This window comes from [Mycobacterium] fortunisiensis, assembly GCF_019050325.1.
Classification (GTDB): Bacteria; Actinomycetota; Actinomycetes; order Mycobacteriales; family Mycobacteriaceae; genus Mycobacterium; species Mycobacterium fortunisiensis.
This window is the reverse complement of the sequence record NZ_VOMB01000020.1, coordinates 60777-86399: the sequence shown is the minus strand read 5'-3', so window position 1 is coordinate 86399 and position 25623 is coordinate 60777. Positions and strand designations below refer to the sequence as shown.

The 25623-nt window shown below is 67.6% G+C and carries 20 protein-coding genes; 11 read left to right on the top strand and 9 right to left on the bottom strand.

The annotated features are described in order from the left end of the window. Positions 1 to 3: 3 nt before the first annotated feature. Positions 4 to 1149 carry a precorrin-3B synthase gene (gene cobG / locus FR943_RS16430; protein WP_217159065.1) on the bottom strand — a complete coding sequence of 382 codons (1146 nt, stop codon included), beginning with the start codon at positions 1147 to 1149 and terminating at the stop codon, positions 4 to 6. A 355-nt stretch (positions 1150 to 1504) separates the two neighbouring features. On the opposite strand from cobG, the gene cobN reads away from it, so the two are divergent. The 6 genes from cobN (at position 1505) to FR943_RS16400 (ending at position 10354) form a co-directional block, all read left to right on the top strand. Beyond that, positions 1505 to 5092, top strand: coding sequence for a cobaltochelatase subunit CobN (cobN, locus tag FR943_RS16425; protein ID WP_217159063.1), 3588 nt, complete (start codon positions 1505 to 1507; stop codon positions 5090 to 5092). 9 nt (positions 5093 to 5101) lie between these two features. Continuing rightward, positions 5102 to 5485, top strand: coding sequence for a PPOX class F420-dependent oxidoreductase (locus FR943_RS16420; protein WP_217159060.1), 384 nt, complete (start codon positions 5102 to 5104; stop codon positions 5483 to 5485). A 59-nt stretch (positions 5486 to 5544) separates the two neighbouring features. After that, a complete protein-coding gene (locus FR943_RS16415; RefSeq protein ID WP_217159058.1) occupies positions 5545 to 6036 on the top strand; it encodes an FxsA family protein in 492 nt (163 codons plus the stop codon). Positions 6037 to 6054: 18 nt separating this feature from the next. After that, a complete protein-coding gene (locus FR943_RS16410) occupies positions 6055 to 7650 on the top strand; it encodes an amidohydrolase (RefSeq protein WP_217159056.1) in 1596 nt (531 codons plus the stop codon). 241 nt (positions 7651 to 7891) lie between these two features. Next, positions 7892 to 9538 (top strand): apolipoprotein N-acyltransferase, encoded by a 1647-nt coding sequence (lnt, locus tag FR943_RS16405; RefSeq protein ID WP_217159690.1) that lies wholly within the window; start codon positions 7892 to 7894, stop codon positions 9536 to 9538. A gap of 9 nt (positions 9539 to 9547) precedes the next feature. Then, the gene (locus FR943_RS16400) at positions 9548 to 10354 is read left to right on the top strand and encodes a polyprenol monophosphomannose synthase (protein ID WP_217159054.1); all 807 of its coding nucleotides are present in this window, start codon (positions 9548 to 9550) and stop codon (positions 10352 to 10354) included. 67 nt (positions 10355 to 10421) lie between these two features. On the opposite strand, the gene rbpA is transcribed toward FR943_RS16400, so the two are convergent. After that, on the bottom strand, positions 10422 to 10760 hold the full coding sequence (rbpA, locus tag FR943_RS16395; protein WP_217159052.1) for an RNA polymerase-binding protein RbpA: 339 nt from the start codon (positions 10758 to 10760) through the stop codon (positions 10422 to 10424). 124 nt (positions 10761 to 10884) lie between these two features. On the opposite strand from rbpA, the gene FR943_RS16390 reads away from it, so the two are divergent. Then, positions 10885 to 11223: a hypothetical protein gene (locus tag FR943_RS16390; protein WP_217159050.1), complete on the top strand. Its 339-nt coding sequence runs from the start codon at positions 10885 to 10887 to the stop codon at positions 11221 to 11223. On the opposite strand, the gene FR943_RS16385 is transcribed toward FR943_RS16390, so the two are convergent. Continuing rightward, positions 11220 to 11831, bottom strand: a complete 612-nt coding sequence (locus tag FR943_RS16385; protein WP_308170578.1) for a hypothetical protein — start codon at positions 11829 to 11831, stop codon at positions 11220 to 11222. The two genes, FR943_RS16390 and FR943_RS16385, sit on opposite strands and share 4 nt — an antisense overlap. A gap of 169 nt (positions 11832 to 12000) precedes the next feature. On the opposite strand from FR943_RS16385, the gene FR943_RS16380 reads away from it, so the two are divergent. From FR943_RS16380 to FR943_RS16370, 3 genes are all read left to right on the top strand, one after another. Continuing rightward, complete coding sequence (locus tag FR943_RS16380; protein ID WP_217159047.1) at positions 12001 to 13533, top strand: carboxylesterase/lipase family protein; 1533 nt, start codon at positions 12001 to 12003, stop codon at positions 13531 to 13533. Between the two features lie 88 nt (positions 13534 to 13621). Further along, positions 13622 to 15559 carry a primary-amine oxidase gene (locus FR943_RS16375; protein WP_217159045.1) on the top strand — a complete coding sequence of 646 codons (1938 nt, stop codon included), beginning with the start codon at positions 13622 to 13624 and terminating at the stop codon, positions 15557 to 15559. A gap of 45 nt (positions 15560 to 15604) precedes the next feature. Continuing rightward, a complete protein-coding gene (locus tag FR943_RS16370) occupies positions 15605 to 17599 on the top strand; it encodes a DUF7064 domain-containing protein (RefSeq protein WP_217159044.1) in 1995 nt (664 codons plus the stop codon). Between the two features lie 90 nt (positions 17600 to 17689). On the opposite strand, the gene FR943_RS16365 is transcribed toward FR943_RS16370, so the two are convergent. The 6 genes from FR943_RS16365 to FR943_RS16340 form a co-directional block, all read right to left on the bottom strand. Next, complete coding sequence (locus FR943_RS16365; protein WP_217159043.1) at positions 17690 to 17917, bottom strand: DUF167 domain-containing protein; 228 nt, start codon at positions 17915 to 17917, stop codon at positions 17690 to 17692. A 10-nt stretch (positions 17918 to 17927) separates the two neighbouring features. Then, positions 17928 to 19130 (bottom strand): lipid-transfer protein, encoded by a 1203-nt coding sequence (locus FR943_RS16360; RefSeq protein WP_217159041.1) that lies wholly within the window; start codon positions 19128 to 19130, stop codon positions 17928 to 17930. Further along, the gene (locus tag FR943_RS16355) at positions 19127 to 19567 is read right to left on the bottom strand and encodes a Zn-ribbon domain-containing OB-fold protein (protein WP_217159039.1); all 441 of its coding nucleotides are present in this window, start codon (positions 19565 to 19567) and stop codon (positions 19127 to 19129) included. The genes FR943_RS16360 and FR943_RS16355 overlap by 4 nt, the downstream gene beginning before the upstream one ends. Positions 19568 to 19731: 164 nt before the next feature. Continuing rightward, positions 19732 to 20550 (bottom strand): hypothetical protein, encoded by an 819-nt coding sequence (locus FR943_RS16350; protein WP_217159037.1) that lies wholly within the window; start codon positions 20548 to 20550, stop codon positions 19732 to 19734. Continuing rightward, positions 20537 to 21604, bottom strand: coding sequence for a hypothetical protein (locus tag FR943_RS16345; protein WP_217159035.1), 1068 nt, complete (start codon positions 21602 to 21604; stop codon positions 20537 to 20539). The genes FR943_RS16350 and FR943_RS16345 overlap by 14 nt, the downstream gene beginning before the upstream one ends. 285 nt (positions 21605 to 21889) lie before the next feature. Further along, the gene (locus FR943_RS16340; protein WP_308170577.1) at positions 21890 to 22225 is read right to left on the bottom strand and encodes an SAV_915 family protein; all 336 of its coding nucleotides are present in this window, start codon (positions 22223 to 22225) and stop codon (positions 21890 to 21892) included. Positions 22226 to 22867: 642 nt separating this feature from the next. Here FR943_RS16340 and polA point away from each other — a divergent pair. Beyond that, on the top strand, positions 22868 to 25618 hold the full coding sequence (polA, locus tag FR943_RS16335; protein ID WP_308170576.1) for a DNA polymerase I: 2751 nt from the start codon (positions 22868 to 22870) through the stop codon (positions 25616 to 25618). Positions 25619 to 25623 lie beyond the last annotated feature (5 nt).

Sequence of the window (25623 nt, the reverse complement as noted above, 5' to 3'; positions counted from 1 at the left end):
ACCCTACGGGGGCGTGATATGCAGCCGGTATCCGTCCTCGGTGGCCACCAGGATCTCCCCGGCGGGCGGGCTGCCGCAGGCCCGCTCACAGCCCACGAAGTGGCGGTGGGCTTCGCTCCGGGGACCGGTGCCGTCGGATGGGGCGGGGTTCCTCGCAACGTCGGCGGCGTGGGCACGCACGTCAGCGGCCGAATTGGCGCAGCCGGGGGATCCGGTGCAGGCGCTGACCCGCAGCCAGGGCGACTCCTCGTCGAACACCAGTCCCAGCGGCGCCAGCACCCGCAGCGAGGTGTCCGCGGTCTGCTCGTCGAGGTCACACACCAGCACCGATCGCCACGGGGTGATCACGAGCGGGGCCTCGATCGCGGCCAGGAAGCGCGCGGTCCGGGCCGGCAGCACCCCCAGCGGCAGTGCCGCGCCCAGGGCCACCCGGCTGTCCCGTTGCTCGATCCAGCCCACCGGCGGTGTCATGGTCGGCGGCCAGGTGGCCCCGGCCGCAGCGCTGGGTGCGACGTCAGGCAACACCACCGATCGGTCGTCGAGTTCGGTTATCCGCCAGGCCTTTCCGCGGACATTGACGAACCGTCTCGCCACGTCGATCATGATGGGCACGACGTCGGAGGTGGCCAGCCGCACCCCGGTGTCACGGCCGGCCAGCAGCAGCGCGAAGGTGCCGTCGTCGCGGGCGTGCGCCCCGGCATCGGCGTCGATTCCGGACACATCGCCGCGGCCGTCGTCCAGGCTGAACCAGAATCTGCCGGGCAATCCCGTCAGCGCCGGATCGTGCTGGATGGCCTCGTCGAGTTGGCTGACCAGGGGCCGGACGTCGACGATGCCGCCGTGACGCCCGGACAACGGCGACGCCACGATGTTGCGGGCCCGCTCGTGCGACGGCGACGGCAGCAGCCCGGCGTCGGCCAGGGCGGTGGCCACCGCGCCGGTTTCGGTCAACGCCCGGATCTGGATGTTGCCCCGAGATGTGAGTTCCATTGCCGGAGAGCCGAATTGCTCGGCAGCCTCGGCCAGCGCGACCAGTTGGCCGGCGGTGATCATCCCGCCCGGGAGCCGAACCCGCACCAGGGCGCCATCGGCGGCCTGGTGCACCGTGAGGGCACCGGGGCACCGATCCTGATCGCGGGTCCTGGTCATGACGCCGTCCATCCTACTTTCGGCGCCCGGTGTGACATCGGTCACCAGGCCGGAAACCTGTTCGGTCGCTTACAGATCGGCCGTTTTCGCCGTGTCGGGACGTACGGTTTAGACAGTTTCCCGGGACCACCGGTACTGGGAAATCGCACAATCTGACCAATGGCTCTGACGAGAGGAGCGATCCATGCTTGCCTTCGGTGCCTTCGCGGCGTTCATCCTGGTGCTCATCGGGGCGGCGGGCCTGCCCTACCGGCAGTCGTGGCACGACCGCTTCGGCGAAACCCAGCCCTGACCCTGACCAACCGCGGCCGCACCGGCTACCCCGTACGGGTGGTCGGTGCGGTACGAATAGGGGGTGCCAGCTCCCACAATCCTGCTGCTGTCCACGTCGGACACCGATCTGATCACTGCCCGCGCCAGCGGCGCCCGCTATCGCTGGGCCAACCCGTCGCGGCTGGTCGCCGGTGAACTCGAGGAGCTGCTCGACGGCGCCGACATCGCGGTGATCCGGATCCTGGGCGGCTACCGGGCCTGGCAGGACGGGATCGACACCGTGGTGGCCAGTGGCCTGCCGACGGTGGTGGTGAGTGGAGAACAGTCGCCCGACGCCGAATTGATGGGGCATTCCACCGCCCCGCAGGGCGCGTGCCTGCAAACCCACATCTATCTGGCCCAGGGCGGCCTGGACAACCTGGGCAATCTGCATTCCTTCCTGTCCGACACCCTGCTGATGACCGGTTTCGGCTTCGCGCCGCCGGTGACCACCCCGAGCTGGGGTGTACTGGAGCGGGCCGGCGCACCGGCCACCACCGGACCCACCGTCGCCGTGCTCTACTACCGCGCCCAGCAACTGGCCGGGAACACCGGATACGTGGAGGCGCTGTGCACCGCGATCGAACAGGCCGGCGGACGTCCGGTACCGGTGTTCTGCGCCTCGCTGCGCACCGCCGAACCCGAGCTGCTCGAGCTGCTCGGTACCGCCGATGCGTTGGTCACCACGGTGCTGGCGGCCGGCGGGGCCACCCCGGCCGCGGTGGGAGCCGGTGGCAGTGACGATTCGTGGAACGTCGCTCACCTTGCCGCCCTGGATATTCCGATCCTGCAGGGGCTGTGCCTGACCAGCTCGCGCGAGCAATGGTCAGATAACGACGACGGCATGTCGCCGCTGGACGTGGCCAGCCAGGTCGCAGTGCCCGAGTTCGACGGCCGCATCATCACGGTGCCGTTCTCCTTCAAGGAGATCGACTCCGAAGGGCTGATCTCCTATGTCGCCGACCCCGAACGCTGCGCGCGGGTGGCCGGTCTGGCCGTGCGGCACGCCCGCCTGCGCGCCATCCCCGCTGCCGAAAAGCGGGTGGCCCTGGTCTTTTCGGCCTATCCCACCAAGCACGCCCGGATCGGCAACGCCGTCGGCCTGGACACCCCGGCCAGCGCGGTCGCGCTGCTGGACGCGCTGCGCGAACACGGCTACTCCGTCGGGGACATCCCGGGTCTCGACTCCCGCGATGGGGACGCCCTGATCCACGCCCTGATCGAGCGCGGCGGGCAGGATCCGGACTGGTTGACCGATGACGCGTTGGCCGCCAATCCGATCCGGGTCCCGGCCAAGGACTATCGGGCCTGGTTCGCCACCCTGCCCGCGGAATTCACCGAGGCTGTGGTCGAGCACTGGGGCCCGCCGCCGGGTGAGCTGTTCGTCGACCGTAGCCGCGACCCGAACGGCGAGATCGTCATCGCCGCCATCCAGGCCGGCAACCTGGTGCTGATGGTGCAGCCGCCGCGCGGGTTCGGCGAAAACCCCGTCGCCATCTACCACGATCCCGACCTGCCGCCCAGCCACCACTATTTGGCCGCCTACCGCTGGCTGGACTCGTCGTTCCCGGGCTCATTTGGGGCCGACGTCGTGGTGCATCTCGGCAAGCACGGCAACCTGGAATGGTTGCCCGGCAAGACCCTGGGCATGAGCGCGGCCTGCGGTACCGACGCGGCGCTGGGCGATCTGCCGCTCATCTACCCGTTCCTGGTCAATGACCCGGGGGAGGGCACCCAGGCCAAGCGCCGCGCCCACGCCACCCTGGTCGATCACCTGATCCCACCGATGGCGCGTGCCGAAACCTACGGTGACATCGCCAAACTCGAGCAGCTGCTCGACGAGCACTCCACCGTCTCGGCGCTGGACCCGGGCAAGCTGCCGGCCATCCGTCAGCAGATCTGGACGCTGATGCGGGCCGCCAAGATGGACCACGACCTGGGCCTGGAGGATCGCCCCGACGAGGACTCGTTCGACGACATGCTGCTGCACGTCGACGGCTGGCTGTGCGAGATCAAGGACGTCCAGATCCGCGACGGTCTGCATGTGCTGGGTCAGAAGCCTACGGGCGCAGGCGAACTCGACCTGGTGCTGGCCATCCTGCGGGCCCGCCAGCTGTTCGGCGGCGAGCAGACTGTGCCCGGGTTGCGGCAGGCGCTGGGGCTGACCGAGGACGGCAGCGACGACCGGGCGGCCGTCGATGCCGCCGAGACCGCGGCCCGCGAACTGGTGGCCGCCCTGCAGGAAACCGGTTGGGACACAGGTGCGGTCGACCGCATCACCGACAACCCCGAGGTGGCCCGGATCTTGCGGTTCGCCGCCACCGAGGTGGTGCCCAGGCTGGCCGGTACCGCCGGCGAGATCGACCAGGTGCTGCGCGCGCTGGCCGGCGGCTTCATCGCCTCGGGGCCGTCCGGGTCGCCGCTGCGCGGGCTGGTCAACGTGTTGCCCACCGGACGCAACTTCTACTCGGTGGACCCCAAGGCGGTGCCGTCGCGGCTGGCCTGGGAAACCGGTGTGGCGATGGCAGATTCGCTGCTGGCCCGGTACCGCGACGACTACGGGCGGTGGCCGCAGTCGGTGGGGCTGTCAGTCTGGGGGACCTCGGCCATGCGCACCGCCGGTGACGACATCGCCGAGGTGCTGGCCCTGCTGGGAGTGCGCCCGGTATGGGACGACGCGTCGCGCCGGGTGATCAACCTGGAACCGATCGACCTGGCCGAGCTGGGGCGTCCCCGGATCGATGTGACGGTGCGGATCTCCGGCTTCTTCCGCGATGCCTTCCCGCATGTGGTGACCATGCTCGACGATGCGGTGGCCCTGGTGGCCGGTCTCGATGAGCCGGCCGAGGACAATTACGTGCGCGCCCACGCCCAAGCCGACCTCGCCGAGCACGGTGATCAAAGGCGGGCCACCACAAGGATTTTCGGCTCCAAACCGGGCACCTACGGGGCCGGCCTGCTGCAGCTGATCGACAGCCGCAACTGGCGCGACGACGCTGATCTGGCGCAGGTGTACACCGCCTGGGGTGGCTTCGCGTACGGCCGCGGACTCGACGGTGCGCCTGCCGCCGACGACATGAACCGGGCCTACCGGCGCATCGCGGTGGCCGCCAAGAACACCGACACCCGCGAACACGACATCGCCGATTCCGACGACTACTTCCAGTACCACGGCGGCATGGTGGCCACCGTGCGGGCGCTGACCGGGCAGGCCCCGGCCGCCTACATCGGCGACAACACCCGCCCCGACGCCGTGCGGACCCGCACGCTGTCGGAGGAGACCAACCGGGTGTTCCGGGCCCGGGTGGTCAACCCGCGCTGGATCACCGCGATGCGCCGCCACGGCTACAAGGGCGCCTTCGAGATGGCGGCCACCGTGGACTACCTGTTCGGCTACGACGCCACTGCGCACGTGATGGCCGACTGGATGTATGAACGGCTCTCGGCCGAATACGTGCTCGACGACGAAAACCGCAAGTTCATGGCCGAATCCAACCCGTGGGCGTTGCACGGCATGGCCGAACGGCTGCTGGAGGCCGCGGGCCGCGGCATGTGGGCCGAACCCGAGCAGGCCACGCTCGACGGGCTGCGTCAGGTGCTGCTGGAGACAGAGGGCGAGCTGGAGGGTTAGGTTGTCGGGGTGGCTCTCACCTTCGCCGATGTCGCCAAGGCCAACTACGTATTGCTGACCACGTTCACGAAGGACGGCAGGCCCAAACCCACGGCGATCTGGGCGGTTCCCGACGGGGACCGTTTGCTGGTCATCACCGAGGCCGATTCGTGGAAGGTCAAGCGGATCCGCAATACCCCGCGGGTCACGGTGGCGGTGTGCGATGTGCGGGGCAACCCGAAAAGCGAGCCGGTCGAGGCGCGGGCAGTGGTGTTGGAGCAGACCCGCAACGGCGAGATCTACGCCGGCATCGGCAAGCGCTATGGGCTGCTGGGCAAGACGTTCAATTTCTTTTCCAAGCTGCGTGGTGGCATGCACCGAAACGTCGGCCTGGAGTTGCGCCCAGCCGACTGACACGCCCGACCGACAGCGGCGAGGGAACCATCTCCGGCCCCTCAGACGTTGAACCGGGCATGGCAAAGCGGCTGTTTCTGATCTACGCCCTCGTAGAGGTCGCGGTGCTGGTCGCGTTGGTGGCGACCATCGGTTTCGGTTACACCGCGTTGCTGGTGCTGGCCTCCTTCGCCATCGGGCTGGCATTGGCGGGTTCGCAGATCAACCGCCATATCCGTCGGTTGCGGACCGGCCTGTCGGATGCCCAGGGTGCGGTGTCAGACAGCGTGCTGGTGGCGCTGGGCGCTGTGCTGATGGTGATTCCCGGCCTGGCCAGCTCGGTGCTGGGTGCGCTGTTGCTGCTGCCCGCGACGCGGTCGGTGGCTCGGCCGGCGCTCACCGCACTCGTGGTGCGGCGGATGCCACTGATAGCTGTGACACCGACCGGTTTCGGCCGGACGGCCGGTACCGCCAGTTATCGGCGTGGGACGGGCGACTACATTGACGGCGAAGTCATCGACGTCACCGATGTAGCCGATGTCGACCCGTACCGCCTGCCACCCCAGGCCTGACAGCCACCTGAAACCCGCGTGACGACACTTCTGCTCAATGGGCGGATCCACAGCCCCAGCTACCCCGACGCGACCGCCTTTGCCGTGCGCGACGGTGTGGTGGCCTGGCTGGGCACCGACGACGTGGGCCGGGCACAGTTTCCCGACGCCGAGATCGTCGACCTCGACGGCGGATTCGTCGCCCCGGCATTCGTCGACAGCCACGTCCATCTCACGGCGACCGGCCTGAACCTGCGCGGTCTGGACCTGCGTGCGGCCACTTCCCTGCAGCACTGCCTGCAACTCGTGGCCGAGTACGCCCGCCGGCATCCCGACGGACTGATCTGGGGCCACGGCTGGGACGAGTCGGGCTGGCCCGAGCGCATCGCCCCGAGCACCGAAGACCTCGACGCGGCACTGGGGGAGCGGCCGGCGTATCTGGCCCGCGTGGACGTCCATTCGGCCGCGGCGAGCAGCGCGCTGCGCCGCGTGGCCCCGGCGCTGGCGGAGGCCGGCGGCTTCGATCCGCAGCGTCCGCTCACCTCCGACGCGCATCACCTGGTCCGTGCGGCCGCCCGTGAGCAGCTGTCGGCCCGGCAGCGGCACGACGCCCGCGTCGCGGCCCTCGACCATGCCGCAAGCCTGGGCATCGTCGCGGTGCACGAGTGTGCGGGTCCCCAGATCGGTGGTCTGCTGGACTGGCAGGAGTTGCGCGCGCTGCAGCACGGCGTCGAGGTGATCGGTTACTGGGGCGAGCCGGCCCGCGACGCCGAGCACGCCCGCGCCCTCCTCGCCGAGACCGGGGCCCGCGGGCTGGCCGGCGATCTGTTCGTGGACGGCGCGCTGGGCTCGCGTACCGCGTGGTTGCACGCGCCGTATCACGATGCGCCCCACACCTGCGGCAACCAGTACCTCGACGCCGAGGCCATCACCACCCATCTGCGGGCCTGCACCGAGGCTGGAATCCCGGCCGGCTTCCATGTGATCGGGGACGCCGCCGTCACCGCCGTCGTCGAGGGATTCGCGACGGTGGTCGGGCAGCTGGGCGTGCCGGCCGTGGCCCGGTGCGGGCACCGCCTCGAGCATCTGGAGATGGTCAGTGCCGAGCAGGCCGCCCAATTGGGCACCTGGGGTGTGGTGGCCAGTGTGCAACCGAACTTCGATGCGCACTGGGGCGGTGAGCACGGCATGTACGCCGAGCGCCTCGGGCTTGATCGAGTTCACCAGCTCAATCCGTTTGCGCTGTTAGCATCCGAAGGCGTGCCCCTCGCCTTCGGCTCCGACACCCCCGTCACCAGCATGGATCCCTGGCACACCGTGCGCGCGGCGGTGTCGCACCGGTCCGGCGGCAGTGCCATCTCGGCCCGCGCCGCGTTCGCTGCGGCGACCCGCGGGGGCTGGCGGGCCGGCGGGGTGCGCGATGGTGTCACCGGCACGCTCGCCCCCGGGGCGGCGGCCAGCTACACGGTGTGGGACGCCGAGGACCTGGAGGTCAGCGCCCCGGCCAACGCCGTGCAGCGCTGGTCCACCGATCCGCGCTCCCGGGTGCCCGCGCTGCCGCGGCTGGCGGCCGATGCCCGGCTGCCCCGGTGCCGTCAGACCGTTCACCGGGGTGTCGTCATCCATGGGCAGTGAGCATCCTCGGGGCAGATCGGGTCGGCCGGACAAATTCGGCCGCCCACGGCACGAGACCACCGAGGTGATTCCGGCCATCGAGGAAGACGAACTCGCCGAGCTCGACGAACTCGACGACGAGTCGTTCGCCGAACTGGACGAGGACGTCACCGGTGATCCGGTGGCCGATATCGATCCCGACGAGGAACCCGCGGAACTCGAGGTCCGGCTGACCGCGGCGGGCACCCCGGACCGCTGGTCGATGGTGACCGTGCGGGCGCGGCGATTCGGCCGGGCCACCGCCGCGCGCTGGGCGCAACTGAGCGCGGCGGTGGCAGGCGGGCTCGGGTTGTGCCTGAGCTATCCGCCGACGGGCTGGTGGTGGGCGGCGTTCGTCGGGCTGGCGTTGCTCGGCTGGGTGCTGACGCTGCGATCCACCACCCACCTGGGCGGGTTCGGCTACGGGTTCCTGTTCGGTCTCGCGTTCTATGTTCCGCTGTTGCCCTGGATCAGCGGCCTGGTGGGAGCGATGCCCTGGCTGGCCCTCGCCGCCGTGCAGGCATTGTTCTGTGGGTTGTTCGGCCTGGCGGCCACCGTGGTCCGGCGCCTGCCGGGCTGGCCGTTGTGGTTCGCCGCGCTGTGGGTCACCGCGGAGTGGCTCAAATCGACGGTGCCGTTCGGCGGATTCCCCTGGGGCGTTGTCGGATTCGGCCAGACGAACGGACCACTGCTGGCCATCGCCCGGGCCGGCGGCGCACCGCTGCTGTCGTTCGCGGTCGCGCTCGTCGGCTTCAGCGCCACGCTGCTGGCGCTGGAGATCGTGCAGTGGTGGCGGCACGGACACAAGCCGGGTTTCCCGGCGCCCGCGGTGATGTTGCCCGGCCTGAGCATCACGGTGGTCCTGCTGGCCACCGCACTGCTGTGGCCCCAGGTCCGGCACTCCGGCACCGGGGCCGGTGACGAGCCGGCCGTGACGGTGGCCGCGGTGCAGGGCAACGTGCCGCGGCTGGGCCTGGAGTTCAACGCCCAGCGCCGGGCGGTGCTGGACAACCATGTCAGAGAGACCCAGCGATTGGCCGACGACATCCGTGCCGGGCGCGCCGCCCAGCCGATGTTCGTGGTCTGGCCCGAAAACGCCTCCGACATCGATCCACTGGCCAATGCGGACGCTGCCGCGCAGATCACCGCGGCCGCCGACGCCATCGGCGCACCGATCCTGGTCGGCGCCGTCACCAAGGCCGACGGCTACACCCCGGACAATCCGGTGGCCACCAACACCGTGATCGTGTGGGACCCCGAGCACGGCCCCGGTGAGCGTCACGACAAGAAGATCGTGCAGCCGTTCGGCGAGTATCTGCCCTGGCGCAGCTTCTTCAAACACCTGTCGTCCTACGCCGATCGGGCCGGGTATTTCGTGCCGGGGGAAGGCAACGGCGTCGTGCACGCGGCCGGCGTACCGGTCGGGGTGACCACCTGCTGGGAAGTCATCTTCGACCGGGCCGCGCGCGAGGCTGTGCGCAGCGGGGCCCAGGTGTTGACCGTGCCGACCAACAACGCGACGTTCGACGAGAACATGAGCGCCCAGCAGCTGGCGTTCGCGAAAGTGCGTGCCGTCGAACATGACCGCTACGTCGTGGTCGCCGGGACCACCGGCATCAGCGCGGTGATCGCCCCCGACGGTCGGGAGCTGGCCCGCACCGAGTTCTTCCAGCCCGCCTATCTGGACAGCCAGATCCGGCTGAAGTCTGATGTGACACTCGCCACCGAATGGGTGCCGGCGCTCCAGGTGGTGCTGGTCACGCTGGGTTTCGGAGGCGTTGCTGCGGCGTTGGTCAGCTCGATGCTGCACAATGGAGGGTTCGTGCAAAGAATGTTGAGGCGTCGCACCGGCGGAGGCCCGCGACGATGAAGGAGCCACATGACAGTCCCTGGTGATGGAGCGCAGCTGCCGGGGGAATCCAGCCCTCGCCGGGACGGTGAACGCCCCAGCCAGCGCACCCTGGTGATCATTCCCACCTACAACGAGCGGGAGAACCTGCCGCTGATCGCCGGGCGTGTGCACCACGCCAACGCCGAGGTGCACATCCTGATCGTCGACGACGGCAGCCCCGACGGCACCGGTGAGTTGGCCGACGAGCTGGCCCTGGCCGATCCAGACCGGGTCCACGTGATGCACCGGACCAGCAAGGCGGGTCTGGGTGCGGCGTATCTGGCCGGCTTCGCCTGGGGGCTGGGACGTGGCTACTCGGTGCTGGTCGAGATGGACGCCGACGGCAGCCACGCGCCCGAGGAGCTGAACCGGTTGCTGGATGCGGTCGACGCCGGGGCCGACCTGGCCATCGGCTCGCGCTACGTCCCCGGCGGCACGGTGCGCAACTGGCCGTGGCGCCGGCTGGTGCTGTCCAAGACCGCCAACACCTATTCACGGTTCCTGCTCGGGGTCGGCATCCACGACATCACCGCCGGTTACCGTGCGTACCGGCGTGAGGTGCTGGAGAAGATCGACCTGTCCGCGGTGGATTCCAAGGGCTACTGCTTCCAGATCGACCTGACCTGGCGCGCGATCAACAACGGGTTCCGGGTCGTCGAGGTGCCGATCACGTTCACCGAACGTGAGCTCGGGGTGTCGAAGATGAGCGGTTCCAACATTCGCGAGGCGATGTTCAAAGTTGCCGAGTGGGGGATCCGCGGGCGCCTGGACCGGGCCCGCGGCGTGGTGCGCTAGCTGCAGACACAAAAAACCGCGGCCGTGCCCAGACGGGCACGGCCGCGGTTTTCTCGGTTTCGGCGGCTCAGCTGCCGCGGCGCTTGGTCTTGATCACGTCGAGGCGCTCCTTGAGCAGCTCTTCGAGCTCCTCGACGGAACGACGCTCCAGCAGCATGTCCCAGTGGGTACGCGGCGGCTTGACCTTCTTGGGCTCGGGTACGTCACCCTCGATCAGGGTGCCCTCGAGTCCGTTGCGGCACAGCCAGGTGCCGGGGATCTCGGCGTCATCGGCGAACGGGACGTCGAACTCCTCGCCGTTCTCGGTGCGGTAGCGCGCGACCTGACGCGGCGCCAGGTCATGGTTGCGGTCAGTCTCGTAGCTCACAGCTCCGAGGCGACTGCCTCTCAAGACGCGATCAGCCATCGTCAACACTCCTTATTAGGCGTTTTGGTCCAGGATCATCAACGCGGCACGGCGTTGCCAAGTTCCCGACTCGACCGTCCATGATACGCGGATCACGATGTGGCGCCGTCTACAGTCTTGACCCATGTCGCGCCACCACAGAAAGGAACGTCCGCAGCCGTGCCGATGGTGCGGACGCGAGGTCGCCGATGCGCAGATGGGGCGGCGTCGCCAGTACTGCAGACAGTCCTGCCGCCAGCGTGCCTATGAGCAGCGCGCCATGGTGAAGGGCACCTCGCTGGCGCCGGATTCGGTGGTGCTCACCGCCGACGAGGCGGCCCAGCTGTCCGATCGGGTGTTCCAGGTCCGGTGCGCCGCCGAGGATGTGGCGATCGCGGTCGACGAGGGTGCCGGGGTCGACGAACTGCGGCAGCTGTGCGACGCGCTGCTCCAGGCCGCGAAGGCCGCCGACGGCTGGCGTTAGTCCGGTGCGCAGCTGAGCTGACGTCCGACGCCGACCGGTGGCGGGACCGGCTTCAGACAGCCCAGGGGCTCGACGCCTGACGAGCTCACCAGCACCGCAGACTGGTGGGCGTAGTTGACGCACACCAGCGTGCTGGCATCGGCGCGGCACCGGTAGTCGCCGAAGGCCAGCGATTTCCCCTCGGGCAGTTCGGCGCCGTCGCCGGTGGCGAAGGGTCCCGGATCCCCGTGCAGTGAGCCGATATCCACGGTTTCCCCGGCGAAATCCACCCAGCCTGGGATCCACTGGCCCTCCACGTCGGCGGGCTTGGTGGGCAGACCGTCGGCCTTGATCAGGCAGGCCAGTTGGCCGTCGGCGTATTTGTTGGTGGTGCAGCGGGCGGCGCCCGACGGGGCGACGAACGCGATGTCCTCGCCGAGGTCGGTGGACTGCCCGTCACGGGTGGCGGTGTGGAATCCCGACGGATCGGCAGGGGTGCCCGCCTCGACCCATTTGGTCACTCGGCTCATCGGTGTCCCGGGGGCCGGGGCGGTGGTGGGCAGGGGTGAGGTGGTCGTCGGGGTGGGCTTGGTGATCGTGGTGTGTGGCGCGCCGGCCGGCATCGACATCCGGGGCTGCGAGGTCGGCTGAGACTCGTGCCCCCCTCCCGGCGAGCAGGCCGCCAAGAGAACAACAGCCCCAACAGTCACAGCGATTCGCATACCCGCCAGGCTAGCGGTCGCGTGTCGCGCCCACCGGCTGCCCATCGTCGGCGCTGCGGTTCGATAGCGTCGGGTCATGCACGAACGGACAGTGCGGGCAAAGATCACCACCGGCGTCGTCGAGGGATTCACCCGCGACGGTGTACATCGTTGGCGTGCCATCCCGTATGCCCAACCACCGGTGGGGCCGCTGCGGCTGCGGGCGCCGCAGCCTGCCGAACCCTGGCCGGGCGTGCGCTATTGCCACGGCTACGGATACTGCGCACCGCAGCAACGTCGCTACACGCTCGTCGGGGTGGGCAAGTACCAGCCGATGAGCGAGGACTGCCTGACGCTCAACGTGGTGGCACCGGCGGAGCCGGCGCGCACGCGAGGAGCAGACAACGAGGATGCCGGTCCGTTGCCGGTGATGGTCTTCGTGCACGGCGGCGGCTACATCATGGGCAGCTCGGCCACACCCATCTACGACGGTGCCGCGCTGGCCCGTCGCGGCTGTGTGTTCGTGTCCGTCAACTACCGGCTCGGCATGCTGGGATGCGTCGAGCTGTCGTCGTTGTCGACACCGGAACATCCGATCGAGGACAACCTGTTCCTGCGGGATCTGGTGTTGGCGCTGCGGTGGGTACGCGACAACATCGCGGTGTTCGGCGGGGACCCGGACAATGTCACGATTTTCGGTGAGAGTGCCGGGGCGCACGCGGTGGCCACGCTGCTCGCGGTGCCCGAGGCCGGTGGCCTGTTCGCCCGGGTGATCTCGGAGAGCCCGGCCAGCGGGATGGTCAGTTCCGCCGACGCATCCGCACGGCTGGCGTCTCAACTGGCCGAATTGGTCAGTCCGGCTGGGGGATCGGCGGCCGCGGCGCTCATGACGGCCCGCCCGGCGGAGCTGGGCCGGGCCCTGGAGCAACTGATCCGGCGCGGCCAGACGGACATGCCGGGCGCGTTCCCGGTCGGGCCCACCTTCGGTACCGACTACCTGCCGGTCGATCCGGTCACCGCGATGTCCGACGGCAGCGCGCACCGGGTTCCGTTGATCGTCGGCAACAACTCCGACGAGGGCCGGCTGTTCACCCGGTTCATGCCGCTGCTGCCCACCAACGAGCCGATGATCGAGAAACTGTTCGCCAGAACCGATCCCGAGGAGCGTCGCCGGATCGTCGGGGCCTATCCGGACTATCCGGACAGTGCCGCCTGCGTGCGGCTCGGTGGTGACTTCGCGTTCGCCTCGGCCACCTGGCAGATCGCCGAGGCGCACAGCCGCCACGCCCCGACGTATGTGTACCGCTACGACTACGCGCCGCGCACCCTGCACTGGGCCGGGCTGGGCGCCACCCATGCCATGGAACTGCTGGCCGTGTTCGACACCTACCACACCAGCTACGGCGCGCTGCTGACCGCGGTGGGTGACCGCCGCTCGGCCCGCCAGGTCAGCCGTGACGTACAGCGGCGCTGGCGTGAGTTCACCAGGACCGGCACGCCGGGGCCCGGCTGGCCGGCCTACCGCGACGATCGGGCGGTGTTCGTGTTCGATCGCCGGCCGCGGGTGGAGTACGACCCACGCGCCGAGCGACGGCGGGCCTGGGAAGGTTTCACCCTCGCGCAGGGCTGAGTTTCTTCGTGTTTTCTTGACGCTTTCTTCGCTGCGACTCTCGGCGATTCGCTGCAGGGGATTGCCGGAATGTGGTTGCGTAACAGGCGTGGACTATCCCCTGGATCCGCTGTCGGCTGACGAGTTCCGCGCGGTGGCAGCGATATTGCGGCGTGAACACGGGGTCGGTGACGGGTGGCGGATTGCCTCGGTGGAACTCGTCGAGCCGACCAAGGCCGAGTTGGCGGCCTTCGACGCCGGCGGCGTCACGCCGGCCCGGCGGGCCGCGGTGATCTGTCTGGACCGCTCGGCGAACGCCACCTACAAAGGCGTGGTCTCGTTGACCGACGAGCGGGTGGAGAACTTCGACCACATCCCAGGGGTGCAGGCCAACTTCACCGTCGACGAGTTCGTCGAATGCGACGAGGTGCTGCGCCGCCATCCCGACGTCATCGCGGCACTGGCCCGGCGCGGTATCACCGATCTGGACAACGTGTTCATGGACACCTGGACCTACGGCGATGCGGTGGCCCCGCCGGAATACCGCGACCGGCGGATCGGCTGGTCGGACACCTGGTACAAGCAGGCCCCCGGCGCCAATCCGTACGCCCACCCGGTCAGCGGGCTGCACTGCGTGATCGACACCAACTCGATGGAGGTATTGCGCGTCGAGGATGACGGTAGCTCCGAGATGCCTGACGTGATGGGGGAATACGTTCCGCATCACATCCCCGAACGGATCCGCGCGGCTTCGCGCCGGGAGCCGCTCAAGCCGTTGGACATCACCCAGCCCGACGGTCCGTCGTTCACCGTGGACGGCAATCTGCTGCGATGGCAGAGCTGGTCGTTTCGGGTGGGCTTCAACCATCGCGAGGGGATGACCCTGCACACCGTGCGCTACCGCGACGGTGAGGTGGATCGTTCGGTGGCGCACCGGATGTCGTTTGCCGAGATGGTGGTGCCGTACCGGGATTCCTCGGTCGATCACTACCGGCGCACCGCGTTCGACATCGGCGAGTGGGGGCTGGGGTTCATGACCACCTCGTTGGAGCTCGGCTGCGACTGTCTCGGCGAGATCCGTTACCTGGACGCGGTTTTGCACGACAGCGCGGGCGAGCCATACACGATCACCAACGCGATCTGCATTCACGAGGAAGACAATGCCGTGCTGTGGAAGCACGTCGACCACGACGCCGGCGCCGAGGTGCGCCGGATGCGCCGCTTGACGGTGTCCTTCCACGTCACGGTGGCCAACTACGAGTACCTGGTGTACTGGCGGTTCTATCAGGACGGCAACATCGAGTGCGAGGTCCGGGCCACCGGGATCATGGTCACCACACCGTTCCCGCCCGGGCCGACGCCCAAGAACGGAACGCTGGTCGACGAACGCACCTATGCGCCATTCCATCAGCACTTCCTGATCGCCCGCCTCGACCTGGACATCGACGGCACCGACAACACGGTGTACATGTCGGAGTCCTACGCCGAGCCGACCGGACCGGACAACCCGATGGGCCTGTCCCTGGTGCTGCGCGAGCAGGCGTTGCGCAGCGAAGACGAGGGCCGCCAAGACGTCAACTTCGCCACCCAGCGGGCCTGGAAAGTGGTCAACACCAACGTCGTCAACGGATTGGGCACCCACCCGTCGTACAAGCTGGTGCCCACCGGGGCGATCCCGGCGATGTTCGACCCGTCCTCCCCGGTACTGCGACGCGCCAACGTGATCGGCCACACGCTGTGGGTCACGCCGAACCACCCCGACGAACGGTGGCCGGCCGGCGAGTTCGTCAACCAATCGGTGGCCGACACCGGGCTGGGCGAGTGGACCAAGGCCAATCGCTCCATCGACAACACCGACGTGGTGCTCTGGTACGTCTTCGGGATCCACCACATCACCCGTCCGGAGGACTGGCCGGTGATGCCCGTCGACGTGGTGTCGTTCTGGCTCAAGCCCTTCGGCTTCTTCGACCGCAACCCCGCGCTGGACGTGCCGGCCACCCCGCCGGGTGCCTGTGCCCACGGCCACGCCAAGGCGGCACATCATTAGTTGACACCCGTCATGTGTGATCCGGAACACTGCTAGGTTGCCTGTGTGCAACCGACTCAGACCGCCGTACTCGACCGCCCCGACGACCTCACCTGCGAGTGGCTGACGGCCGCCATCGGCGCCGGCGAGGTCAGTGGATTTCGTTTCGAGCGGATCGGCACCGGCCAGATGAGCGAGTGCTACCGGGTGTCCCTGGAGTACGCGGAGGGGGCGACGGGACCGGCGTCGGTGGTGCTGAAGGTGGCCGCCACCGATCCCAGCAGTCGCCAGACCGGACTGGCGCTGGGACTCTATGAGCGTGAGGTGCGGTTCTATGCCGACATCGCGCCGGCCCTGGCCCCCGGGCCGGTGGCGCCGTGCTACCACGCCGCGATCGATACCGAGACCGGTGCCTTCGACCTGCTGCTCGGCGATGCCGTGTCGGCTGTGGTCGGTGACGAGATCCGCGGTGCCACAGCCGAACAGGCCGCCCTGGCGCTCGCCGAGCTGGGACGCATCCACGGATCGAGCGCCGGAGCCCGGGCCCTGGATCAAGCCGAATGGCTCAACCGCGAGGCGCCCGTCAACCAGGCCCTGATCACCGGGTTGTATGCGGCGTTCGTCGAGCGGTATGCGGATCTGATCACGCCCGAACAGCGCCAGGTCTGTCAACGTCTGGTCGAGAGCTTCGACGCCTATCTCGCCGACGAAGGTGCGCCCCAGCGGCCACAGGGTCTCGTGCACGGCGACTATCGGTTGGACAACCTGCTGTTCGGCGACTCCGGAGCCGACCGGGCGCTGACCGTGGTGGACTGGCAGACCGTCACCAAGGGGCCGACATTCACCGACGTTGCGTACTTCATCGGCTGCGCCCTGCCCGTCGAGCAGCGCCGCGCCCACTACGACGAGTTACTGACCGCGTATCACCAGGCCCTCGGACCGGACTCGACGTTGACACTCGGGCAGGTGCGCGAGGGAGTGCGCCGGCAGAGCTTCTTCGGCGTGATGATGGCGATCATCTCCTCGATGCTGGTGGAACGCACCGAGCGTGGTGACACGATGTTCATGACGATGCTCGACCGGCACTGCAGCCACGTGCTGGACACCAACGCGCTGGATGTGCTTGCGCCACCGGCGCTTCCGGAACCGCTGGTGCCCGCCGCCGAGGACGACTTCGCGCACACCCCCACCGACGAAGAGCTGTGGAACGAGAGTTGGTACTTCGATTTCGCCGACGTCGACGCGGGGTTCGGCGGCTGGATCCGGCTGGGGCTGATTCCCAACCAGGACACCGCCTGGGTCAATGTGCTGTTCTGCGGGCCGGGGATGCCGACGGTGGCGCTCAACGACTTTCACGCCCCGCTGGCCGAACCGTCGGCGGTCAAGGGGGAGGGGGTCGAGCTGAACCTGCACCCGGACGAGCCCCTTGAGGTGTATCGCCTGACCGCCACGGGCACCGGCGAGGCTTTCGACGATCCGTCGGCGTTGCTGCGCGGCGAGCCGGGGCAGGCCACCTCGGTGACGCTGGACCTGACCTGGACCACGGTGGGAACCCCGTACCAGTACCGCATCACGCCCCGCTACGAGATCCCGTGCACGGTGTCGGGGACGGTGATCATCGGCGATCAGACCCACACCGTCACAGCCGTCGCGGGCCAGCGTGACCACTCCTGGGGCGTGCGCGACTGGTGGGCGATGAACTGGGTGTGGAGCGCGATCCACCTCGATGACGGCACCCACCTGCACGGCGTGGACATCCGGATTCCGGGGATGCCTCCGATCGGGATCGGCTATTCCCAGCGTGCGGGTGAACCGCTCGTGGAACTGGAGACGGTGACCGCCCAATATGCATTGGGCGACAACGACCTTCCCGTGTCCACCACGCTGACCCTGCAACCGGGGGACATCGAGGCGAGCATCGACATCCAGGGCCACGCGCCGGTGCTGCTGGTGGCCGCCGATGGCCGGGTCAGTCAGTTCCCCCGGGCCTGGGCGACCGTGCGGACCGCCGACGGCCGGACCGGCGTCGGCTGGTTGGAGTGGAACCGCAACCTGGGATAGCTGGTAGTTGGCTCCCCTTGCCCCGCGAGCGTGCGTGTCTGCTGCCTGACACGCCGCTCACAGTCAGCATTCCGCGCACGCTCGCGCGCGTCAGCTGATGCGAAAACGCTTGAGCCGCGCGGTCGCTCCGGAGATCAACTCCACCCGGCTGCGCGGCACGCCGAGATGCTGGGCCAGCAGTTTCGTGACGGCGTCGTTGGCCTTACCGTCAACGGCGCGCTCGGGCACAAAAACGGTGAGCGCGCCGTCGTCGGCGATTTCAACCAGCGGACCTTTACGGCTGCCGGGTTTGACGCGGACGACGACGGTTTCGCTCACCCGTCACTTTCTACCGCGCGACGATGACCGAGGAGCCGTGGCCGAACAGGCCCTGGTTGGCGGTCACGCCGACCTTCGCGCCCTCGACCTGTCGGCCGGTGGCCTGACCTTTGAGCTGCCAGGTCAGCTCGCACACCTGCGCGATGGCCTGCGCCGGGATGGCCTCGCCGAAGCAGGCCAGACCGCCGGACGGGTTCACCGGCACGCGCCCGCCGATGGTGGTCGCGCCGGACCGCAACAGCTCCTCGCCCTCACCCTTGGCGCACAGGCCCAAGTGCTCGTACCAGTCCAGCTCGAGCGCGGTGGACAGGTCGTACACCTCGGCCAGGCTGACGTCCTCGGGTCCGATACCGGCCTCGGCATAGGCGGCGTCGAGGATCTGATCCTTGAACACCCGCTCCGGGGCCGGCACGACGGCGGTGGAATCCGTTGCGATATCCGGCAATTCGGGCAGGTGTTGCGGGTACTGCGGGGTGACGGTCGAGATCGCCCGTACCGACGGCACGCCCTCCACGGAACCCAGGTGCTTCTCGGCGAATGATTTGGACGCCACGATCAGCGCAGCGGCGCCGTCGGAGGTGGCGCAGATGTCGAGCTGGCGCAGCGGGTCAGAGACCACCGGGCTGGCCAGCACGTCCTCGATCGCGGATTCCTTGCGGTAGCGCGCATTCGGGTTCTGCAGACCGTGGCGGGAGTTCTTCACCTTCACCTGGGCGAAGTCCTCGGCGGTGGCGCCGTAGAGGTCCATCCGGCGGCGGGCCAGCAGGGCGAAGTACACCGGGTTCATGGCGCCGAGCAGATGGAAGCGCTGCCAGTCCGGATCGCTCTTGCGCTCGCCGCCGACGGGTGCAAAGGCGCCCTTGGGCGTGGTGTCGGCGCCGATCACCAGCGCGACATCGCAGAACCCGGCCAGGATGTGGGCGCGGGCGCTCTGCAGTGCCTGCGAGCCGCTGGCACAGGCCGCGTAGCTCGAGGACACCGGCACGCCGTTCCAGCCCAGCTTCTGGGCGAACGTCGACCCGGCGATGAAGCCCGGGTAGCCGTTGCGAATGGTGTCGGCGCCGGCGACCAGCTGGATCTGGCGCCAGTCCAGGCCGGCCTCGGCCAGGGCCGCGCGGGCGGCGACGACGCCGTACTCGGTGAAGTCTCGTCCCCATTTGCCCCATGGATGCATGCCCGCGCCGAGGATGTACAGCGGTTCGGGGGCGCTCATGACGGGATCCTCCAGGCGTGGGTGGTGCGCTCGACGCCGTCGTCGTCGGTGTAGAGCGGCATGGTGGTCAGCTCCATCTCCATACCGACCTTGAGATCGGCGGCCAGCGTGCCCTCGATGACCTTGCCCAGCACGATCAGACCCTCGTCGGCCAGCTCCACCGCGGCGATCGCGAACGGCTCGAACGGGTCGGTTTTCGGGTACGGCGCCGGCGGGAGATACCGGTTCTCGGTGTAGCTCCACACCTTTCCGCGGCGCGACAGCGGAACGAGGTCAAGGGTGTCGCTGTCGCAGGCCGGGTTGGGGCAGTTGTTCTCGCGCGGCGGGAACACGTAGGTGGCGCACTGAGTGCACTTGCCGCCGATCAGATGTGTGGCACCGGCGTCGTCGGTGGCGAACCATCCGTCGATCGCGGGTTGCGAAGATGCTGCTGGCACGGGGCCAGCCTAAACGATCACGACCCTGAAACTGAAACGTGTTGCAGTTTTGTCCTAAGGGCCGGGACTCATGAGTCCCAGGAACTCTCTATGCGGCGGATCACTGCTTGATATTGAGCAGTGATCCGCCGCCTAAGCGCGGGAAGCCGTCGCGCTGCGCGCTATCAGCGACCGGGTTGCAGGTATCGAGCGCGGGAGAGGGCCGCTTCGGTTCCGAGTTCTGCTCGCAGCTCTGGGTTGTCGACGTAGGTCCGCACGTAGCTGTACAGGACGTAGGGGTCGACATCGAATTGCCGACAGTCGAACGCGATCATCGGTACCGGCGGCAGGCGGTCGATACGCCAGAATCGCGTGGTATACCGACGGTGCCAATCGACATTGGCATATCCGAACACCAGGATGTAGGGGTGTCCGTTTGTTGCCGCCTTGGCGCCGGCAACGGCTGACCAGTCCAGTCGGGACTCGAAGCTTCTTCCGCGTTGGAAAATTCCCTGACTCGACAAGGTAACGCCACCCCGGCGGACGCGTCCTGAAACCACAGGTGCCATGAACGACACCGATAAGAGGCCGAGGACGGCGAACAGCACCGAGCGGCTGGCAATTTGGTGGAAAAACACCGCCGCAGCAATGGCGCAAAAGGCAGCGGCGCACCCCATCAGGGCGATGAGGATCGTAAATTGCCAGCCTGAGTATTGGATTTCCGTTGCCGGAATGCCATTCTGCTCCACCGTTCGGGTCGCGGTGGAAAGATCCGCGCGCCGGTGTCGAACGACGGCACTGTAAGCGACCGCGAGAACCATCAACAGCGCGAAGAGCAGACAGCAACCGAGCCCGACGAAGTTACCTGCTGCTGCGGCGATGATTCCGACCAGGAAGGCGATGACTGCGAAGGTGAGGAGTCCCGCGGACGAGAGGTAGAAACGGACGCCATCGTGCGTCTCGGTCCAGCCTTCGGGAATGTCTGGATGCTCAGAAGATCGCATCCCACGCACCTTTCGCAAGTCCGCCGACAGCCTTCCCTGCGTCGGCGACAGCAGTCGCTCCGTCGCTGATGGCGGAGCCGAGGCTGCCTATGCCGTTCTGATAGAGCGAGTCGACAGCGCCGGAGGTAAAAATTCCTACACCTGCTCCGACTACAGCGCCAACTGCTGTTCCGACCACTGGCACGGGAATCGCGGTACCGATCAGCGCGCCAGCGGCAACCGAAGCGCCGAATCCGGCTGCCCCGGACACGATAGCTTGGTCAACGTCTTTGCCGTTGGCGATGTCGTATACGACGCCAACCGCTGCGAGAGCCCCGCCGGCCTTTAAACTGAACGAACCCGCTTTCGCCTTGAAGTTCTCTGCCTTTTTCGCCGCCTCCTCGGCCTTGTACGCGAGGGCGCGAGCATCATCAAAGTCTCGATAAATCACGGCGGCGGGCGTGCCAGGAGGTGCTGATTTTGCCAAATCCATAAACTTTGCTGATTCGCTGGCGTAAAAGTTCGAACCCTCTAACAAGAAGGAAGCGTATCTCGCAGCTAGGGCAGCACCTGCAGTGTTGATTAGGTCTCCAGCAGTGAAAAACCACTTGTTCTTAATGTCGCCCCACATATTCTTAAGTGTGTCGGCGGCGAGTTTGTGCATTGTTCGGGCAGCCTCTGCACCGTGGAACGCTGCGTTGTATGCGTCTATTAATGCTTCTTCCGTGGCATCCTGAATTATCGATCCGTCCACGGTCAAACCGGCGTTCATTGCGGTGTTGCGAATTGTTTCCATCTCAGACTGAGCACGCTGGAGTTCCATTGCAAATTCATTGATCGCCTGGGCGCCTTCATTGATGGCAATTTCTAGGCCCTCAGCCTTCGTCGCACCGCTTCCCATTCGTGCAGCGAAGGCGTCTCCGGCCTCACCGTGCCAATCGGCCGCTGCCGTTGCTCGGGCAGCATGGATCTCATCGGCGGTGTGGGAAACCTTGCTTGCCAGAGTGGAACGAAGCCAGTCCGCTGTTGAGTGGATGGAGTTCGGATCCCCCGGAATTTCTGTGTCGATCGGCACTCACTCACTCCGTCTGCATGGCTGTGGTCAGTGCCTCGGCACCTTCTTCGTCCTGCCCGCGATAGCTGGCACTGGCTGAAGCGACCCCATCCGCGACGGCTTTGACCGCTACGACAAGCTGACCCGCGTTGTCGGTTAGCTGTGCCAGAATCCCGAGAATCGCCGGCGTGCCCCATCCACCGTCAACTGACGTCGGTGCCGATGCGCTCGCGCTATCGAGGTCGGCGCTGGCACTCGACAAAGACTGAGAAATTTTGTTGAGAGATTCGAGGTTAACGTAAAGTGTCAATTTTGCCCTCGGCGTTGTTCGATAGGAATCTCAATATCGAGCATCAGTAATTGAAACGGATGCAAACTCTGCAGCTCGGATAGGAAGGCGGTCGGCACCACAATCCAAGCCTGATCTTCGCCACAGCATTCGTGTAGGCGGTCAAGTGCCGAATATGCTAGAAGCGCCGTTCTTCCGTCCCGGGTCTCGCGCATGTCGATCCGCGCATCATTTGGATCATCGACGGCCTCGGCGCACGGCAGATAGACAACAGGCGGAAAATCGCGCGGAATCGGTTTCGGCTGCGATCGTTTCTCGCCAACACCATCTGCAGCCTCGACGTCGTGTCGCACCGGTGGGCCGTCGACTCGGTCCCGCCCGGCTTGCGGGGCGGGTGGCTTCTTGGCCTGTTCGACAGGGGCTGCCTGCGGACGTGTGCCACGGCCCTGAGATTGCCAGTGTTGGGCGATGTTTTCCGAGTGCGAATCCGCGGGCAAGTGACCCGCAGGTCGCCCACGCTCAGGTACGGAATCCGCACCGTTCTGCGATGGCTCTGAATGGCCCATCAGTCGTAGTCCCCCTCGCGCCGGCCCCGAATGCCGATAGGCCCTGCTTCCTTGAAATCTGATCCTCCCGCGCATCTAGCCCTGCCGCAGGCTGGCAATCCCAGCCTAGCAACCAGTCGATGCCTGTTTCCGCAGCAGTTTTCTATCCCTGGACTGCTCCTCGCTCAGCCACGGTCAGCGCCGTGACCTGCAGGTTGAAGGCCACCGTAAACGCCGGCGCCGGTCGCTGGGCTTGCGTGATCCCGAATGTGATCCTGTCGACAGGCAGTCGAATTGGACCCTCGATCCGTCGTTCAACGGTGCGAACTTACGCGGCGGATTGCAGTCACTATCAAGCAGTGATCCGCCGGATAAAGGCCCGACCGCTGCGCCCGATCCAGTTGACTCGTCGCCGTCTGCGCGTCGGTGACCCCGCATAGAGTGTGGGCCGTGAGCCCCGCGAAGACCGAGACGAAGAACGCGCCGAACCCCACCGCCGACCCAGCGACGGCCGACAAGCCCACACTGATGCTGCTGGACGGCAATTCGCTGGCCTTCCGGGCGTTTTACGCGCTGCCCGCCGAGAACTTCAAGACCCAGAGCGGTCTGACCACCAATGCGGTCTACGGGTTCACCTCGATGTTGATCAACCTGCTGCGCGACGAGCAGCCCAGCCACGTGGCCGCGGCCTTCGACGTGTCGCGCCAGACCTTCCGCAAGGACAAGTACCCGGAGTACAAGGAAGGCCGGTCCGCCACACCCGACGAGTTCCGCGGCCAGATCGACATCACCAAAGAGGTGCTCGGCGCGCTGGGGATCACGGCCATGGCGGAGCCCGGTTTCGAGGCCGACGACATCATCGCCACCCTGGCCACCCAGGCCGAACAGGAGGGCTACCGGGTATTGGTGGTCACCGGGGATCGCGACGCGCTGCAGTTGGTCACCGACAACATCACCGTGCTCTACCCGCGCAAGGGCGTCAGTGAGCTGACCCGGTTCACCCCCGACGCGGTGGTGGAGAAGTACGGCCTGACCCCGGCGCAATACCCGGACTTCGCCGCCCTGCGCGGGGACCCGAGCGACAACCTGCCCGGCATCCCGGGGGTGGGGGAGAAGACCGCCACGAAATGGATCGTCGAATACGGCTCGCTGCAGTCCCTGGTCGACAACGTCGAGAAGGTCAAGGGCAAGGTCGGCGACTCGCTGCGGGCCAACCTGTCCAGTGTGGTGCTGAACCGTGAGCTGACCGACCTGGTCCGCGATGTGCCGCTGGCCCAGACGCCGGACACGCTGCGGATGCAGACCTGGAACCGCGACCAGATCCACCGGTTGTTCGACGATCTGGAGTTCCGGGTGCTGCGGGACCGGCTGTTCGAGACGCTGGTGGCCGCCGAGCCCGAGGTCGAGCACGGGTTCGACGTGCGGGGCCGGGCCCTGGAACCCGGTGAGTTGGCCGCCTGGCTGGCCGAGCACAGCCTGGGCAACCGGTTCGGGCTGGCCGTGGTGGGCACGCACCTGGCTTATGACGCCGATGCCACCGCGTTGGCCATCGTCGCACCCGACGGTGACGGACGCTATATCGACACCGCCACCCTGACCCCCGAGGACGAGGAGGCGCTGGCGCGCTGGCTGGCCGATCCGGGCCCGCCGAAGGCCCTGCACGAGGCCAAGCTGGCGATGCATGACCTGGCCGGTCGGGGCTGGACGCTGCGCGGGGTCACCTCCGACACTGCGCTGGCCGCCTATCTGGTGCGGCCCGGTCAGCGCAGCTTCGCCCTCGACGACTTGGCGGTGCGGTACCTGCGCCGCGAGCTGCGCGCAGAAACGCCTGAGCAGCAACAACTTTCGCTTCTCGACGATTCCGACGGGGTGGACGAGCAGGCGGTGCAGACGCTGATCCTGCGGGCCTGCGCAGTGCTCGACCTGGCCGACGCGCTGGATGAGGAACTGGCCCGGATCGATTCCTCGTCGCTGCTGGGCCGGATGGAGCTGCCGGTGCAGCGGGCGCTGGCCGAGATGGAGTCGATCGGCATCGCCGTCGACCTGGACAAGTTGCAGGAGCTGCAGAGCGAGTTCGCCGATCAGATCCGCGACGCCGCCGAGGCCGCCTATGCGGTGATCGGCAAGCAGATCAACCTCGGGTCACCGAAACAGCTGCAGGCGGTGCTGTTCGACGAACTCGAGATGCCCAAGACGAAACGCACCAAGACCGGCTACACCACCGACGCCGACGCGCTGCAGTCGCTGTTCGACAAGACCGGGCACCCGTTCCTGCAGCACCTGCTGGCCCACCGCGACTCCACCCGGCTCAAGGTGACCGTCGACGGCCTGCTGAATTCGGTGGCCGGAGATGGCCGTATCCACACCACGTTCAACCAGACGATCGCGGCGACGGGCCGGTTGTCCTCCACCGAACCCAACCTGCAGAACATCCCGATCCGCACCGAGGCGGGCCGGCGCATCCGGGACGCCTTCATAGTTGGATCGGGCGGTCGGCACGCTTATTCGGAGCTGATGACGGCCGATTACAGCCAGATCGAGATGCGGATCATGGCCCACCTGTCCAAAGACGGGGGCCTGATCGAGGCGTTCAACACCGGCGAGGATCTGCACTCGTTCGTCGCGTCGCGGGCATTCTCGGTGCCCATCGACGAGGTCACCCCGGAGCTGCGCCGCCGGGTCAAGGCGATGTCCTACGGCCTGGCCTACGGCCTGAGCGCCTACGGGTTGGCCAGCCAGCTCAAGATCTCCACCGAGGAAGCCAAGGTGCAGATGGAGCAGTACTTCGACCGGTTCGGCGGGGTGCGCGACTACCTGCACGATGTGGTGGATCAGGCCCGCAAGGACGGGTTCACCTCGACGGTGCTGGGCCGTCGCCGCTATCTGCCCGAACTCGACAGCAGCAACCGCAATGTGCGCGAGGCCGCCGAGCGGGCCGCCCTCAACGCGCCGATCCAGGGCAGTGCCGCCGACATCATCAAGGTGGCGATGATCAACGTCGACGAGGCGATCAAGGCGGCCGGGCTGAAGTCGCGGATGCTGCTGCAGGTGCACGACGAGCTGTTGTTCGAGGTCGCCGAGGGCGAACGCGACACGTTGGAGGCGCTGGTCCGCGAACACATGGGCAATGCGTATCCGCTGGACGTGCCGTTGGAGGTGTCGGTGGGCTACGGCCCCAGTTGGGACGCGGCCGCGCACTAGCGGGG